Annotated in this window: 13 protein-coding genes; all 13 read right to left on the bottom strand. The window is 76.0% G+C overall.

Going from position 1 to position 15,315, the window contains the following annotated elements; translation table 11 throughout:
* Positions 1-172 precede the first annotated feature (172 nt).
* Complete coding sequence (locus AB0R04_RS20795; protein ID WP_363373147.1) at positions 173-1,015, bottom strand: hypothetical protein; 843 nt, start codon at positions 1,013-1,015, stop codon at positions 173-175.
* Entirely contained in the window at positions 1,012-2,826 is a 1,815-nt protein-coding gene (locus AB0R04_RS20790) for a GMC family oxidoreductase (protein ID WP_363373145.1), read from the bottom strand. Before AB0R04_RS20790 ends, AB0R04_RS20795 begins: the two co-directional genes overlap by 4 nt.
* The gene (locus AB0R04_RS20785) at positions 2,823-3,188 is read right to left on the bottom strand and encodes a hypothetical protein (RefSeq protein ID WP_159398306.1); all 366 of its coding nucleotides are present in this window, start codon (positions 3,186-3,188) and stop codon (positions 2,823-2,825) included. The genes AB0R04_RS20790 and AB0R04_RS20785 overlap by 4 nt, the downstream gene beginning before the upstream one ends.
* 256 nt (positions 3,189-3,444) lie before the next feature.
* Positions 3,445-4,491: a TIGR03617 family F420-dependent LLM class oxidoreductase gene (locus AB0R04_RS20780; protein WP_363373142.1), complete on the bottom strand. Its 1,047-nt coding sequence runs from the start codon at positions 4,489-4,491 to the stop codon at positions 3,445-3,447.
* Between the two features lie 82 nt (positions 4,492-4,573).
* The gene (locus AB0R04_RS20775; protein WP_363373141.1) at positions 4,574-5,761 is read right to left on the bottom strand and encodes a zinc-ribbon domain-containing protein; all 1,188 of its coding nucleotides are present in this window, start codon (positions 5,759-5,761) and stop codon (positions 4,574-4,576) included.
* A gap of 3 nt (positions 5,762-5,764) precedes the next feature.
* Positions 5,765-6,400, bottom strand: coding sequence for a phage tail protein (locus AB0R04_RS20770; protein ID WP_363373139.1), 636 nt, complete (start codon positions 6,398-6,400; stop codon positions 5,765-5,767).
* Entirely contained in the window at positions 6,397-8,358 is a 1,962-nt protein-coding gene (locus AB0R04_RS20765; RefSeq protein WP_363373137.1) for a putative baseplate assembly protein, read from the bottom strand. The genes AB0R04_RS20770 and AB0R04_RS20765 overlap by 4 nt, the downstream gene beginning before the upstream one ends.
* Positions 8,358-8,813 carry a GPW/gp25 family protein gene (locus AB0R04_RS20760; protein WP_350881814.1) on the bottom strand — a complete coding sequence of 152 codons (456 nt, stop codon included), beginning with the start codon at positions 8,811-8,813 and terminating at the stop codon, positions 8,358-8,360. Before AB0R04_RS20760 ends, AB0R04_RS20765 begins: the two co-directional genes overlap by 1 nt.
* Entirely contained in the window at positions 8,810-9,121 is a 312-nt protein-coding gene (locus AB0R04_RS20755) for a PAAR domain-containing protein (protein WP_363373135.1), read from the bottom strand. The genes AB0R04_RS20760 and AB0R04_RS20755 overlap by 4 nt, the downstream gene beginning before the upstream one ends.
* A 75-nt stretch (positions 9,122-9,196) precedes the next feature.
* On the bottom strand, positions 9,197-10,978 hold the full coding sequence (locus AB0R04_RS20750; protein ID WP_363373133.1) for a VgrG-related protein: 1,782 nt from the start codon (positions 10,976-10,978) through the stop codon (positions 9,197-9,199).
* Positions 10,975-11,694, bottom strand: a complete 720-nt coding sequence (locus AB0R04_RS20745; RefSeq protein WP_063346009.1) for a LysM peptidoglycan-binding domain-containing protein — start codon at positions 11,692-11,694, stop codon at positions 10,975-10,977. The genes AB0R04_RS20750 and AB0R04_RS20745 overlap by 4 nt, the downstream gene beginning before the upstream one ends.
* Before the next feature lie 58 nt (positions 11,695-11,752).
* The gene (locus tag AB0R04_RS20740) at positions 11,753-12,181 is read right to left on the bottom strand and encodes a phage tail protein (protein WP_363373130.1); all 429 of its coding nucleotides are present in this window, start codon (positions 12,179-12,181) and stop codon (positions 11,753-11,755) included.
* A gap of 74 nt (positions 12,182-12,255) precedes the next feature.
* Positions 12,256-12,816, bottom strand: coding sequence for a hypothetical protein (locus tag AB0R04_RS20735; protein ID WP_363373127.1), 561 nt, complete (start codon positions 12,814-12,816; stop codon positions 12,256-12,258).
* Positions 12,817-15,315: the final 2,499 nt, after the last annotated feature.

The raw sequence follows: 15,315 nt of genomic DNA, 5'->3' as shown, positions 1-15,315 counted from the left end.
CGCAATGGGTAAGGCTACCCTTGTCAGTGGACACTCACGCGCACACCCCCAGCTGCGGAGGAGCGGTCAGGGGTGCACACGAGAACGGCGTCCACGGCGCCCGCGGTCCGCCGCCCGCCCACTCAGGTGGTGTCGTCGACCCTGACCGTAACCCGCCCTCGGCGGGCGGGCGTCACCGGACGTAGTAGGCGCGGTTGTGGGCGGCGACCGGCGGGGACTGGTAGGTCCAGACCCCGGCGGCCGGGGCGTCGGCGATCAGGTGGGCGAGGTCGCGGGCGGACTCCTCCGCGGGGTTGCCGAGGTCGAGCCGGACGCGGTCGGCGGTGCGGTCGTCCAGGGCGTAGTAGCGGTAGGGGTGGTAGACGTTGAGCGGGCCGGCGAGCAGCTTGCCCTCGTCGTCGGTGCCGTAGCCGGTGATCGGGGTGTTGTTGACGGATTCGGCGGTGAGGCCGATCAGGTTCACGTCGAGGGCGAGGAGTTGCTCGTCGTGGCGGCGCAGCCCGTCCTCCCCGAGGGTGGCCCGGCGGCAGGAGACGGACCAGCGCTCGCGCACGGCGGGGGCGTTGAGCGAGGGCAGCGCGGTCTCGAACCAGCCGGGGTGTTTGGGCTCGGCGTACAGGCGGCGCCCGGCGTCGATGGCGAGCGGGTTGTCGCACAGGACGTGCAGGCGGGCGATCCCGAGCAGCTTGGTCTGGTCGTAACCCCGGGCGTACTGGCCGTAGTTGAGGACCGGGAGGCGGTCCCCGGCGAACACCGGGTGGGCGACCAGGTTGATCTCCAGCTCCTCGGTGATGCCACCGCCGTTCGGGTACTGGGCGAAGTACAGCTGGTAGTTGAGGGACACGCAGGCCCCGCCGTCGAACACGGCGGCCGTCAGGCCGGGGTGGCGCTTGCCGAGCAGTTCACGCGCCCGCTCGGGCTCGACCAGGAAGTCGACGCCGATGTTGTGCAGCGCGCCGTAGTGGAAGGGCAGGTGGTACGGCTCCGGTACGGGCGGGAGCGGCAGGCCGGTCATGGTGTCTCCGGAGGGGCGGGCGAACGGGTGGCGGGCGAAGGAGCGACGGACGAAGGGGTACCGGCGACGGACACCGGGTGGTGCAGGGCCAGCAGGTCCTGGTGGATCCGGTCGGCGCTGCGCAGGGCGAGGGCGGCCATGGTGAGCGAGGGGTTGGAGGTGCCGAGCGAGGGCATCGAGCCGCACCCGACGGCGTACAGGTTGGGGTGGTCCCAGCAGCGCTGCCAGTGGTCGACGACGGAGGTGGCGGGCGAGTCGCCCATGACGTGGGTGCCGCCGGCGTGGCCCGCGCCCCGGTACCCGTAGGCGGTTCCCCGGTGTTCGAGGCGGCCCGGCCACTGCGGACCGGCCGGGTAGGCGGTGTGGTCCTCGGCGCCGAGCAGGGCGAACAGCTGGTCGGAGACGGCCCGGGCCGAGACCATGCCCGCGCGGACGTACTCGTCGAGGTCGTAGCGGACGGCCGGGCCGGGGAGGCCGAGCGGATCGCGCCGGTCCGGGTCGAGGGTGACCCGGTTGGCCGGGTCGGCGGGCTGCTCCAGCTCGAACTGGAGCGAGAACTGACGGCCGAGCCGGTCGCCGAGGCGTGCCCGCAGCTCCTTGCCGCGCAGTCCGGCGGCCAGCAGTGCGGCCGTCTCCGCCTCGGGGGAGCCACCGGCCCAGGACCAGCCCCAGTTGCCGATCTCGATCCGGAACGGGGCCCGGCGGGCGCGGGCCGGGCCGAAGCGGAAGGCCTCCAGGCCGCTGGTGGAGCCGGGCCCCCGGTAGGGGCCGACCTGGCCGGGCATGAGCCCCCAGGTGAGCAGCGCCGGGTGGTCCATCAGGTTGCGGCCCACCTGGTCGCTGCGGTTGGCCAGGCCGGACAGGAGCAGCAGCCGGGCGTTCTCGACGGCGTGCGCGGCGAGGACGACCAGGTCCGCGTCCACCCGGTGGGCCGCGCCGCCGGCCAGGTACTCCACCCCGGTGGCGCGCCCGGTCACCGGGTCGGCGAGCACCTTGGCCACCACGGCCCCGGTGCGCAGTTCGACGCAGGGCGCCCAGCGGGCCTGGGTGCGCAGCGGCGTGTACTTGGCGCCGGTCGGGCAGACCGGGACGCAGCTGGCGCTGCCCGCGCAGGGCGGGCCGAAGCTGTCGCCGGGCCGGGTGGGCAGGCCGTTGCGGGCGTGCGGGGTGCCGGTGACGGCGAGCCGGGCGGGGCCGGGCATGGCGGGGTCGCGGACGGTCCGGCCGTCGAGGGCGTGGGCGAGCCGGCGGTCGAGGTGGCTGGCCGGGATGGCCCGCATGGGGAAGGCGTAGTCGTCCGGGATCGGCAGTCCGACGGCGCGGCGCTGCTCCCCGGCGTCGGCGGCGACGCCGAGTTCGTGTTCGGCGGCGCGGTAGTACGGCTCCAGGTCGTCGTAACCGATCGGCCAGTTGCGGCCGCGGCCGAGGTCGCCGGTGCGGAAGTCCTCGGGGTGCATGCGCGGGGTGAGGCCGGTCCAGAGCAGTCCGGTGCCGCCGTTGGCGCGCAGGTAGCCGCTGGCGTAGGGCAGCGGGCCGTCCTGCCGGAGGTGTCCGGTGGCGGTGAAGCCGCCGCCGGGGAGCCCGGTGAGGTCGGTGACGTCGAGGGACGGGGCGTCGGGGTCGTGCGGGTAGGGCGAGGTGGGCGGGCCGCCGCCGGCCGCGCGGAAGGCGGCGGCGGTCTCGGGCCCGGAGGGCGCGGCCCGGCCGGCTTCGAGGACGAGGACCCGCCGGCCCTGCGCGCCGAGGCGGTGGGCGACCAGCGTTCCGGCGAAGCCGGCGCCGACCACGACGACGTCCCAGCGGGCGGTCACCGTTCCTCGCCCCCTCGGGGTGCCTCGGCCCAGCTGCCGTGGCCGGGGGCGGCGGCGCCGGGCGGGTCGGCGCGGAAGGTCCGCCAGGCCAGGCCCTGGTCGTAGGCGCGGGCGGAGCTGGGGGTCTCGCCCGGCCAGGCGCCGACGTACCAGAGGTGGACCAGGGCGTGGTCGTCGCGGACCCGGTGGGCCAGGGCGGTGCGGTGGTGCTCGTGCGCCATGCCGGTGGCGCGCAGCTCGGGCTCGTCGAAGCCGGTCAGTTCGGCGCAGACGCGCAGGAACTCGTCGAAGTCGGCGAGGTCGTCGGACGCCCCGAACTCGGCGAGGCAGTCAACGGCAGGACGGTCGTCTGGCACGGACAAGCGGGCACCCCCACGGTCGTCGACGGTGGCCAAGACATGACAGACCGTGGGGTGGGTGAAGTCGGCGGCCCGTCACGGTCTGCCAGCGCGATCCTGCCGCCCGCCGTCGCCACCGGGAACCCGTTGCCCGAATGTGCCCGGTCTTGGCCGTCTCCTGCCCGATCGGCCGCCCACCGCGTTCGGTCGGCGGCTGTTTCCGGTCGGGGAACGGGGGCGGGCGAGGGTACGGCGGGGGCGGGCGAAGGTCCGGCGGAGGTCAGCCGAGGGCGCGGACGGCCGCCAGGACGTCGAGGCCCAGCTCCGGGTCCGCCTCCTCCGGCAGGCTGACGGACAGCCGGTCGACCAGGCCCGCGTACCGGCGGGTCAGCTCGCGGGCGACGTCCTCGACCGGACCGGACACCGCGAAGGTGTCGAACACCTCGTCGTCGATCAGCGCGGCCATCTCCGCCCAGCGGCCGCGCACCGAGTGGGTGTGCAGTTCCTCCTGGAGCCCCTCCCACCCGTGCTGGGCCAGCACCGGGCGGTAGGCCGGGGTGGAGGCGTAGAACGCCAACCGCTCCCGCACCCCGGCCCGGTTGGCCGCCAGCTCCTCCTCCGTCCGGCCGGTGGCGGTCAACACGCTGCCGGCGACCTCGAACGGCCGCGCCGTCCACGGGGCGCCCTCGGCCTCGGCCTGCGCCCGGGCCCCGGTCAGACCGGGCAGCACCTGCTCGGCCAGGTAGGCGGGCGACGAGAACGGGTGGCTGAGGAACCCGTCGGCCACCGCCCCGGCCGTACGGGTCATCAGCGGCCCGACGCCGGCCAGCAGGATCCTCGGCACCCCGGCGGGGACGGGGTCGGGCGAGAAGACCGGCGTCATCATCGTGTGGGTGTAGAACTCGCCCCGGAAGCGCAGCCGTTCGCCGGTCTGCCAGCTGTGCCAGATCGCCCGCACCGCGTGCACGTACTCGCGCATCCGCGCGGCCGGCCGGTCCCAGGGCATCCCGAAACGCTTCTCGATGTGCGGCTTGACCTGCGAGCCCAGCCCGATGACGGCCCGTCCGCCGGAGGCCGCGTGCAGCCCCCAGGCCTGGTAGGCGAGCGTCATCGGGGTGCGGGCGAAGGCCACCGCGATGCCGGTGGCCAGCTCGATCCGCTCGGTCCGGTCGGCGGCGCGGGCCAGCTGGAGGAACGGGTCGTACGCGGTCTCGGCGACCACCAGGCGGTCCATGCCCCGGCGTTCGGCCCGCTCGGCGGCGTCGAGGATCCCCGCCGGGTGCCCGGAGGCGGTGGCGTCGAGACGGAAGGCGGGGGGTCGGTGCATGGCGGTGCTCCTGGGCGCGGGCTGCGGCGGTACCCGGGTAGCCTCCCACGCCCGCGCCCGGGCCCACCTCCGCAGCCTGCCCTCAGCGTTTGAAGAACTCCACCTCGGCCAGCGCGATGGGGATTCCGGGCCCCGTCCCGGCGGCGGCGCGGACGACCATCGTCACCTTCACGACGTCGCTGACGCCGGTCAGCACCGTCTGCGGGCCCGGCTTGTCGTTCAGCGTCACCTTCTGCTCGTGCACCTTGCCGTCCGAGGTCGTCATCCGCAGGTCCAGGGCGGTGGGCCGGGCCTGCTGCTGGAACTGCTGCGGCTCGGTGGAGGAGCCGGTGTGGATGATGACGTCCACCAGCCGGAACGGGCGGGCGAAGGGGAAGCTGATCGAGTCCCCGACGTTCGGCGCCCCCCAGTAGGTGTTGCTCAGCCCGTCGACGGTCAGTTTCGCGGGGTGGCCCTCGACCTCCGCGCTCGCCGCCGCCCCCGTGGGGGAGATCGCCGAGGCGTCGCGGAGCTTGTCCAGCACGTCCTCGTAGATGTTCCGCCCCGCCGGGTAGAACAGCACCCCCGCGACCACCAGCGCCGCCAGCACGAGCAGCGCGATCATCCGGCGCAGGGTGCGGCCGGAGCCACCTATGCGCACGCGGCGCCGGAACGGCCAGCGGGTGCGCCACCACGGCAGGGCCGCCACGAGTTCGGTGGGGGTCAGCGGCTCCGCGCACCGCCGGCAGAACTTCCGGTCGGGCCGGTTGGGCGTGCCGCACCGGGGGCAGGGTGGGCCGACCTGGGCCTCGTCGGCCGCGGCCGGGCGGACGGTCGGGCGGGGCGCCACGGGCTTGGCGGGCTGCACCGCCACCGGGTCCGCCGCCGCCGGCTGCCGGGCGGACGTGGGCTGCGGCGGCACCGCGCCGGGGCGGACCGGCGGCACCTCGGCGGCGGGTGCGGGCTTGGGCGTGGCTGCGGGCGCAGCAGCGGGCGCGGCGGCGGACGGCCTCGCCGGCTCGACGGGCCGGGCGGCAGGCGGTTCGGCGGGCGCCGCGGACGGCCGCACGGGCGGTTCCTCGCGGGCCGCGCCGGCGGGCGGAGCAGCGGGCGGGGCGGCAGCAGGCGGGGCGGCGGCGGGCGGAGCGGCGGCAGCAGGCGGCGCGGCGGCAGAGCCGGGAGCCGCCGAGGTGGCGGCAGCCGCCCCCGACCAGCCGAGGTAGGCACCGCAGTTGCCGCAGAAATCGTCCCCGTCCTCGTTGGCCACTCCGCACTCGGGACACGTACGCATTGCTCAGCTCTCTTCCCCACCGAGTGGACCGAGTGGACCGGATGAACCAGGTGAACCAGGTGGACCAGGTGGACCAGGTGGACCGGACGGACCAGGAGGCCCGGGCAGGACCTCCACCCGGCAGGTCAGGTGCACCGGGCAGGACGCCCGGACGACCGCCAGCACCTGCTCCTCGTCCACCGCCGGGGTGCGCTCGGGCCAGACCCGCACCAGCAGTTCCCCGGAGGGCGCGGGCGGCAACTCCGCGCCCGCGGTGGTGGACCAGGCCACGCCGCCGCCGTCCACGATCTGCGCGCCGACGCCGAGGATCAGCCGCAGCCGTTCCCGGAGCCCGCGCCGGGTGCCCCGCCACCGGTGCAGTTCGACCGCGCGGCCGACCACGGCCCGGCGGACCTCCTCCGGCCAGGCCGGGTCGGTCTCGACGGCGACCCAGTCCGCCAGCCACTCGACGAAGTCGGCCGGGGCCAGGCGCGGTTGGAAGTAGGCGGGCAGGTTGTCCAGGGTGGCGAAGACCGGGGCGAGGACGGTGTCCAGGCCTGCGGTGAACCGCTGGGCGAAGTCGTCCTCGGCGTAGAGCGCGGGCAGGAGCTCACCGATCGGATGCGGGCTGGGCAGCCCGGGGACGGCCGCTCTGCTCATCGCTGACCGTCCGCCGGGAGCGCGGCGACCACGACCTGGTGCTGGTGCGAGAAGACCAGCGCGTCCGGGGCGACGTCGACCCGTTCGGCGGGCGCGCCCCGGCGCCCGGTGATCGGATCCGCCGGGAAGAGCCGCAGTTCCTCGACCGCCGTGACCCCGGCCACCTGCTGGAGCACCGCGAACACCTCCCCGTACTGCACGGCCCGGCCGAACGGCCAGCCCCTTCCGTCGGCGCCGCCGCGCAGCGGGTTGAGGTGCCGGAACAGGGCCGCGAGCGCCGCCTCCCGGACCCGGTCGCCGTCCGGGGAGCGGGTCCCGAGCCGGGCGACCACCGTCACCCCCTGGTAGTCGGGCGGTTGGACGACGAGCCGGGTGCCGACGAGCCGCCGCTCGTCCAGGGCCGTCGCGATGGCCGACAGCACCTGCTCGCCGGGGATCAGCTGCTCGAACCGCAGGCGGTCGCCCTCGTCCGCGACCGCGTCGGGGACCACCAGCACCCGCACCGCGCCCGCCTCCCCGGCGACGGCCGGCGCGCAGCGCACCCGGGCCGCCGAGGGGGCGGCCTGCCGGGCGATCAGCTCGAAGTCCCCGGCGGTGACGGCCCGTTCCTGGAGCCGCAGCAGGTGGGGGGCGCGCACCTTGGCGTTCTCCACCGTCTCGCCGTCGACCCCGCCCCTGGCCGCCTCGCGGTTGTCGACCCTGGCCACGTACGGGACGGAGCTGCGCAGCACCGTGATCGTCGCCCGGGCGACGTTCCCGGCGGTGCCGCCGCCCGTGCGGTAGTGCGGTACCCGCAGGTGCGCGCCCTTGGGCGGCACCGCGCCGAAGGCGTGCAGGCCGCCGTCGGGTTCCCGGACGGCGGGCGGGAACGCGAACTCGCCCGTGGTCGCGTCGATCACCACGTGCCGGTCGGTCGGCGCCGAGTCACCGAAGTGCTCGACGGCCGTCCACCGCTCCCAGCCGTCGCCGGCCGCGACCTCGACCACCGGGGGCCCGCCGTCGAGCAGGACGGGCGGCCTGGCGAGCCGGAAGCGCTGGCCCGCGACGCCCTCCGAGGTGCCGAGCGGCGCGTCGGTCACGGTCTGGGCGTGCACGACGGTCGCGGTGCCGCCGACCGTGAACACCTCCGCGCGGCGGATCGTCGGGGACTCCGCGTAGAACGGCTGGCCCGGCTCCGGCGCGGACACCCGGCAGCGCAGCCAGCCCGCCCGGCGCCCGGCGACCACCGAGGCGACCTGCCCTGCGGGCACGAACACCACCACCTCACCGGGCCGGTTGAGGCCGCCGGTGGTGTCGGAGCCGGTCTCGCAGGCGATCCACCGCGCGCCGTCCCACACCTCCCACGCCAGCGGGGGCTGGCGCGGGTCGACACCGACGCCCTCGACCCGGCTGTCCAGCCGGACGACGAGGATGCAGCGCGGCACGACGGCCGGCAGCGCGAACAGCATGGCGTCCCCGACCTGGGGGCGCGGCTGGAAGCACGGCACGTCCACGCCGTCGGCCAGCCGCGCCGTGGCGTCGGTCTGCTCCCCCGCGGCGGAGACGGTGACCAGCCGGTCGAGGGAGCTGGGGACGACGGGCAGGTCCTCGGCGGTGGAGAACACCACCGCCTCCTCGGTCTCGGTCCGCAGCGTGGACACCTCGGTGCCCGCCCGCAGCAGCACCGTCTCGGGCTGCGGGGCCGACAGCCAGAAGTCGACCTCCGCGGTCGCCGCGGCCGGCGGGAAGAGCCGGACGCCCAGCAGGTCGAGGAAGGCCGAGTAGTTCTTCTCCGGCACCCGGTTCAGCCGGTAGAGCAGCTGGTCCACCATGTACGCGAAGGTCTCGATCAGGGTGACCCCGGGGTCGGACACGTTGTGGTCGGTCCACTCCGGGGCCCGCTGCTGGACGAACCGCTTGGCCTCGTCGACGAGTTGCTGGAACCGGCGGTCGTCCAGGTTCGGGGAGGGCAGCGCCATCAGCTCACTCCCCCGGTCACGGCGCCCAGGGCACCCGGGACGTCCTGGACGTCCGGGGCGTCCGGCGAGCTCGGGATGGTGTAGAAGGGAAAGACCAGGTTGCGGCGGTCGTTGGTGGACCGCACGGTGTAGTGGACGTCGATGTAGAGCGTGCCGTCGTCGACGGTGTCGAAGGCGATCACGACGTCGTCCACCTCGATCCGCGGCTCCCAGCGTTCCAGCGCGGTGCGCACCTCGCGCGCGATCCGGCCCGCCGTGCCGCCGTCGCTCGGCGCGAACACGTACTCGTGGATGCCGCAGCCGAACTCCGGGCGCATCGGCCGCTCCCCGGGGGCGGTGCCGAGGATCAGCCGGATGGCCTCCTCGATCTCCCGGTCCCGGTCCACCATGCCGATGCCGCCGGTGGCGTTCACCCGCAGCGGGAAGGCCCAGCCTCGCCCGATGAAGCCGCTCACGCGACGCCCCCGATCAGCACGTTGAGGGCGCCGGTGACGATCTTCGCGCCGCAGGCCGTCTGGTCGCCCATCCGCGCCGCGGGCAGCCCACCGATCAGGACCAGGCCCCCGGCCGCCGCCGTGGGGCTGGGCATGACGACGTTGCCGGGCCCGAGTTCCACGTGCGGCACGCACACGTGCAGGCTGCCGGTGACGGCAGCCGGGCGGCCGCCGATCAGCACGGTCGCCGCCGCGAGGGCGCCTGGTGGCGGGGTGGTGATGGCACCGCCGTCGCTGGTGGTGTCACCCATCCGGGCTGCGGGGGGCATCTGCGTTCTCCAATCGGGTGGTTCAAGGGGGCCGGAGGGTCGAGCTGTACTGACGGTGGCTCAGCTGACGGTGACTCAGTTGATGCGCACGAGAGCCGCCTTGAGCACCGCCAGTGCGCCGCCGTCCACGGTGACCCCCGTACGGCCGGTGACGTTCACCGATCCCCCGCGCAGGTTCACCGCCCCGGCGCCGGCGTCGATGGTGATGCCGGTGGAGGACAGCCGCACCGAACTCGCCGCCGCCGCACCGGCCGCGCCGAAGACGGTCAGGACGATCTCGCCGCGCTGCTCGTCCAGCCGCACCTCCAGCTTCCGGTCCCCGCTGGCCAGCCGGACGCCGGACTGGCCGCCCGGCACGTCCAGCAGTTCCAGGCGGTGGCCCGAACGGGAGACCAGCGAGCGGCGGTTGACCTTCCCGCCGGCCGGGTCGACCAGCGGCACCTCGTGCGGCGAGGGTTTGTCGACGCCGTTGTAGAGGCCGCCCAGCACGTACGGGCTGTCCAGGCTGCCCTGCTCGAAGCCGACCAGCACCTCGTCGTTCACCTCGGGGCTGAACACTCCGCCGCCGCCCTGCCCGCCCCACTGGACGGTGCGCACCCAGTCGGAGACGTAGGTGTCGTCCAGCCACGGGAACTTCAGCCGCACCCAACCGCGTTGCGCGCCCCCCGGCTCCCGGACGTCGGTGACCACGGCGACGGCCAGGCCGGGCATCCGCGGCCCGCGCGGCACCGCACCGCCCCCGGCGACGAGCCCCGCGAGGGAGCGGTCCGGCGCCGCGCTGACCACGACGGTCGTCCGGTAGCCGCGGAAGGGCTCCAGCAGGTGGCGCACCGCGGTGGCCGTGTAGCGGCCCGAGAAGGCGGCACCGACGTTGCCCAGGGCGACCGGAACGCCCGCCCGCAGCTTCGGATTGCCCTCGACGACCACCTCCAGCTCGCCGAACCCGGCGGCCACCGAGGCGGCGACCGACCCGGCCGCGGCCGCCGTCTCCGCCTGCGTGCGGTACGGGGTGTCGGTGACGGTCATCCGCGCCTGCCCCGAGAAGGCGGCGGCCGCCGTCGACGGGCTCATCCCGGGCCGCACCGTCTCGCTGGCCACCGACGGCTCCGTGGCGACCAGGGCCTTCTTGGTGAGGACGTTCCAGCCGCGCACCTCGACGGTGTCCGCCCCGCCGCCGCCCGTCAGCACGCCGCGCAGCTCCAGCAGGTTGCGACCGTACTCCAGGACCAGCGGGTTCTGCGGAGCGGGAGTCGAGGGGGCCGGGGCCGAGGAGGCCTGCTCGGGCTTGACGAACTCCAGCAGCCCCTCGTCGTCCGCCCGCACCTGCGCACCGCTCTCCTGCGCCAGGTACTGGAGGAACTCCCAGTCCGAGACGTTGGCCTGCGACAGCTGCTCGTGGACGACGGGGAACGCGTCGACCCGGCCGCAACCGAGCCCGGCGCCCGCGGCGACCTGACGGACGATGTCCGCCGTCGACATGTTGCGGAACGCCTTCACCCGGCGCCCGCGCATCAACCGGTGGGTGATGGCGGACGCCCGCACCACGGTGAACGAGCCGGTGGTGTCCACGTCCAGCTCCAGCGCCGTCACCTCGCCCGTGAACAGCCGCACCTGCGCGTTGCCCTGCACCGTCATCACGGAGACCCGCAGCCGGGTGCCGATGGTGACCCCGGTCGCGGAGAGGAAGGTGTGGTCCGCGTCGCGGAACATCAGCACGGCCGTGTCGGGCAGGCCCGTGCTCTCCTCGATGTCGCAGGAGACCAGCTGGGCCGCCCAGACCGGCGGCAGCGGGCCGGGCGCCTCGACGATCGGATCCGCGGCGAAGGAGCGGCCGCCGCGCGCCTCGGGAGTGGTCATGACCGCCCTCCTCGGGTGGGCTCGTCGATCCCCGGCACGATCAGTTCCACCCCGGGGACGAGCACCATCGGGTCGTCGATGTCGTTGGCCTCGGCGATGGTGCGCCACGCCGTCGCGTCGCCGTACTCGCGCCAGGCGAGCAGCGGCAGGCTGTCGCCCGCGATCACCCGGTGGGTGCTGCGCGCCTCCATCGAGCCGGAGGTCGGGTTCTGGCCCGGCGTGTCGACACTGGCCTCGTCGATGGTGAACGAGCAGGTGGCCCGCAGCGGCTTGCCGTCGACGTCGAACAGCGAGTAGGTGACCTGAAGGCCGGTCAGCACGCCGTTGAACGACGTCGTCGACGACGTGCCCCAGTCCAGCCGGATCCACGGGCTCGCCGGCTTCTTGCGCGCCAGGCTGGCCGGAGTCGGCACACAGGCCGTCATCAGCTGCTCCACCGCCTTTTCCACCGAGTCGTCATGGGTCGCCGTCGCATCGAGGAACACCTCCATGGACAGCGAGCGGGGCCCGCTGCCGACGAACTCGGGCAGCGCGGACTCGGCGGCCATCCGGGACGGGGTGCGGCGCCACTCCGAGGACTTCCGCAGTACCAGGCTCGACGGGTTGAACTGAAGCGGGAGCCGCGCGATCACCCCGCCGGGCTGGGCGCCGACCGTCGCCGGCGGCTCCATGATGGCCAGTTGGGCCCGGGTGACACTCGCTGGGACATCTGACATCCCGCACCTCCTTCCGTTCGTCGTCCGATGGGTTGCCTGCGCCGGGTGCGGCGCGCCGTCACGATGACGGGCGCAGCCCGGCGTGGGCGATCTCCAGGGACTCCGTCGCCGCCTGCGAGTTCGCCGGGTCGAACGACGGGCCCTGCCAGCGGACCGGCACGATGCCGAGCACCTGCCAGCTGACGATGGGGCTCAAGTCTGGCCGCAGGGCCACGATTTCACCGTTCTTGGGCTGGACCCGCCGCACGGTCTCGTCCAGCCAGCGGGCGATCTTGACGGTGTCCGCGGTGACCGCGCGGGTGAGCGTGATGTTCGACCAGGTGATCCGGCCCGGCAACTGCCAGGAGAAGCCGTTGTTGCCGCCCTCGGCATACTGGTGGATCTCGACCTCGGCGCCCAGCCCCGAGCACGTCGTGAACTCGCCCAGATCATTGCCGCCGATCGTGAGCTTGAAGAACACGCTCGTCGCGAAGATGTTGTCGGTCATTCCTGCCTCCGTCGCCCTGCCCGCCTACCACCTGCCACCTGCCACTGCCCGTCTGCCCGCCGCGCCCCGAGCGCTCAGCGACGGCCGTCGTACGGCCGCCCGGCGCGCTCCCTCCCCCTGCGCAACTCCGCGCGCAGCAGCCGTCCGACGGGCTCGATCAGGCGCCGGGCCAGTTCGTCGAGGTCGGCCCCCGACGTGGGCCCGGTCGACGATCCGCCGCCCGGCTGAGCGGGCGGGGCCGCGGTCGGCGGCGGGGACGAGGCGGTGGTCTGGACGGTCACCGGAGTGCGGGCCGGTACCGCGGTCAACGGCACCCCGTGCAACCCCGCCTGCTCCGCCACCCGTTGCAGCACCCGGGCGGTATCCGTCGAAGGCCGCGCCGGCCCGGACGGCCCTGAAGACGAGCCCGCGCCGTCCCGGGACGGCGCGGTCCACGACCACGACCCGGTGCGCAGCGGCGACTCCCCGCCCGCCCCCGGTCCGCCGAAGCCGCCACCCGCCCAGGCGCCACCGCTCGGCAGCGGAGGCGCCGCGGACGCGGGCACGGGAGGGCCGGCGGGCCCGGCGACCGGCAGCCGCTGGACCATCGCGGGGACCGCCGGGGACACCGGGGCGCTCGGCGGGGCGAGTCGCACCAACGGCACGCTCGGAACACGGCCACCGGAGGAGGCAACGGACGCGGACGCAGGACGCCCCCCGCGACCGGCGGGGACGGCGGGGACGGCGGGGACGGCGGCAGGCGTCGACGCATCGGCGGAGAACGCCGGTCGCACGGTCGGCTCGACCGGGCCGGGGGCAGAGCTGGCAGCAGCAGCAGCGGCGGCAGGGCCATTAACAACAGGGCCGGCGGACACCGAACGCTGCACGCTCGCAGCGCGCCCGGCACGGGAGGCGCCCACGGCCGCCGGGCCGGCATCGGCCACGACGACCGGGGGTGCTGGACGCTCCCCGCGCCGCACCCGACCGGCGGGAACCACGACAGGCACCGCAGCACCTCGCGGCTCCGCCGACCGGACACCCGGTTCGACGGGGCTCGGACCGCCGGAGACCGACCGCTGCACCGCCGGACCACGGCCGCCACGCTCCACAGCCACCGGCGGCACGGGAGTCTCCCCGCGCCGCGCCCGCCCGGCCGGGGCGGTATCGGGCGCTACGGGCTGCCCCTCCGACCCCTCCGGGCGAGGTCCCCCGGCCGTCGTCGAACGCTGCACACCCGCCCGCCCCGCAGGAGGACCGCCGCGCTCCGACAGGCGCGCATCCGCCTGCACCGGGCCAGTTCCGGGGCCGGCAGCCACCGGACCAGAGCCACCAATCGCCGGACCCCGCACACCTGCCCGCCCCGAGGGGGCACCACCGCGCCCTGACGGCCGCGGCCCCTGCGCCGCCGAGCCGGCCGACGCCGACGAACGCGCATCCGCCTTCACCGGGCCGGCGCCGCCAGCCACCGAACGCTGCACGCTCGGACGCCTCACGGCAGCAGAACGCCCCACCGCGCCCGAGCCGGCAGAGTCCGCAGAGCTGCCGGACGCCGATCCCCGCGCACCCGCACGCGCCACCACGGCACCCCGCGCACCCGGCACCGCCGGGGCGGTGCCTTCCGGGTCCGACGGGGATTCCGGGGACGCCGGGCGCGCAGCGTCAGGTCGGCTCGCCTGTGCCCGTCGGGGCAGGCGCAGGACGGCGGCGGCCCGGTGCCGCCAGCTCGCGGGTGCCGCCGGTTCCGGGGCCGGCGGCACTTCGGTGCGCACGGGCGGCTCCTGCGGCCAGGCGGCCCTGACGACGGGTGGGGCGGGCGCGGGCGCGGGCACGCGGCCTGGCCCCGGTGCGGGCGCCGTCGCCGGTGCGGCGAGCGTGGACGCCATGCGGCGCTCGCCGAGCAGGCCGAGCGTGCGGTGGCCCGGCCCGGCCGCCGGACGTGCGGCGGTGCCGCCGATCGGCGAGCGGGCCACGACCAGCGGGCTGGGCCCGCCCGGCGAAGCGGTCGGCCGCACATCCCGGGCGCCACCGGTACCACCGGCACCACCGGCGCCACCGCTGCGCCGGACCCGGCGGGCCGCGTCCTGCGGTGCCGTCCCGGGGGGAGACTGCGGCCCGGCAGCAGGGCCGGGCTCGGTGGAGCCGCCCTGCCCGCTCGTGTCAGCGCTTCGCGTGCCGGGCGCAGCCGCACGCTGGACTGCCGTGGCGCCCGGCGCGGCGGCGGCCGTGCCCGTGGCGCGAGGAGCGCCTTCCGGGCTCGGGGGCGCCACGCTTCGGCCGGCCGGCTGCGGCGGTGCGGGAGTCGCTGGGGTGTCGGGAGTCGCTGGGGCGCCGTGGCCCGGGGCCGTGGTCCGCCGGACGGGGCCGCGCCGGCCGTCGGCCGTACCGGCGGCCCGCGCTCCGGGTGCCGCGCCCGCCGTCGGCGGCAGCGCGGTCAGCGGCGCACCCAGGCCGCCGTGCGTGCGGGCGTTGGACGATTCGGTGCGCGCCTGTTCGGTGCGCGGCTGTTCGGTACGCGGCTGTGTGGCGCGCTGCGCGGCGGTCGGACCGCCGCCGGTCTGGACGGCGCGCTGTACGGGGGCGTCCCCGCGCCGTCCGGGCTCGGGGCGGGCAGGGCGAGCCGAGCGCGCCGGGTTGCCCGGTGCCGACGGCTCCGAGCCGACTGACCCGCTCCCCGCCGGAGCAGTCGGCTGCGCGGGCGGGGAGACGATCGGCATAGGCCCGTGCCCTGCCCCGGGACCGGGCACGGGCCCCAGGCCTGCCGCGCCGTCGGTGTTGAGCCGTGGCGAGGCGCTGGCGGGCAGCGAGGTCAGCGGGGCACCGAGCACGGGTCGGCCCGGTGCGGCGCCTCCCCTCGCGCTGTCTCCCCTAGCGGCGCGCTGAACGGCATTGCCGGTGCTCGGGGTCGGGGCACCGGTCGGCCGCACCGGGTCCGGCTCGGAGGTCTCGGCCGGCCGCGCAGTGGCACCCGGCTCCACCACGGGCGGCGCGACAGCGGCGGAACGCTCCACCGTCGTCGCGCGCGCGGGCCGTTCCACCGGTGCCGCGCCCTCGGGCCGCTCCACCGGCTTCGCACTCTCGGCAGGCTCCACCGACGCGACGGCGGCGGAACGTTCCACCGTCGTCGCGCTCGCGGAACGCTGCACCGGCCGGGGCGG

This window comes from Kitasatospora sp. NPDC056731 (assembly GCF_040687675.1).
In the GTDB taxonomy this organism is placed as follows: domain Bacteria; phylum Actinomycetota; class Actinomycetes; order Streptomycetales; family Streptomycetaceae; genus Kitasatospora.
This window is presented reverse-complemented; position numbering and strand designations above follow the sequence as displayed.

What these genes read in the sequence shown, in the direction of transcription:
- AB0R04_RS20795 (WP_363373147.1), bottom strand. Translation starts at nt 1,015, where the DNA reads ATGACCGGCCTGCCGCTCCCGCCCGTACCGGAGCCGTACCACCTGCCC.
- AB0R04_RS20780 (WP_363373142.1), bottom strand. Translation starts at nt 4,491, where the DNA reads ATGCACCGACCCCCCGCCTTCCGTCTCGACGCCACCGCCTCCGGGCAC.
- AB0R04_RS20775 (WP_363373141.1), bottom strand. Translation starts at nt 5,761, where the DNA reads ATGCGTACGTGTCCCGAGTGCGGAGTGGCCAACGAGGACGGGGACGAT.
- AB0R04_RS20770 (WP_363373139.1), bottom strand. Translation starts at nt 6,400, where the DNA reads ATGAGCAGAGCGGCCGTCCCCGGGCTGCCCAGCCCGCATCCGATCGGT.
- AB0R04_RS20765 (WP_363373137.1), bottom strand. Translation starts at nt 8,358, where the DNA reads ATGGCGCTGCCCTCCCCGAACCTGGACGACCGCCGGTTCCAGCAACTC.
- AB0R04_RS20755 (WP_363373135.1), bottom strand. Translation starts at nt 9,121, where the DNA reads ATGCCCCCCGCAGCCCGGATGGGTGACACCACCAGCGACGGCGGTGCC.
- AB0R04_RS20750 (WP_363373133.1), bottom strand. Translation starts at nt 10,978, where the DNA reads ATGACCACTCCCGAGGCGCGCGGCGGCCGCTCCTTCGCCGCGGATCCG.
- AB0R04_RS20745 (WP_063346009.1), bottom strand. Translation starts at nt 11,694, where the DNA reads ATGTCAGATGTCCCAGCGAGTGTCACCCGGGCCCAACTGGCCATCATG.
- AB0R04_RS20740 (WP_363373130.1), bottom strand. Translation starts at nt 12,181, where the DNA reads ATGACCGACAACATCTTCGCGACGAGCGTGTTCTTCAAGCTCACGATC.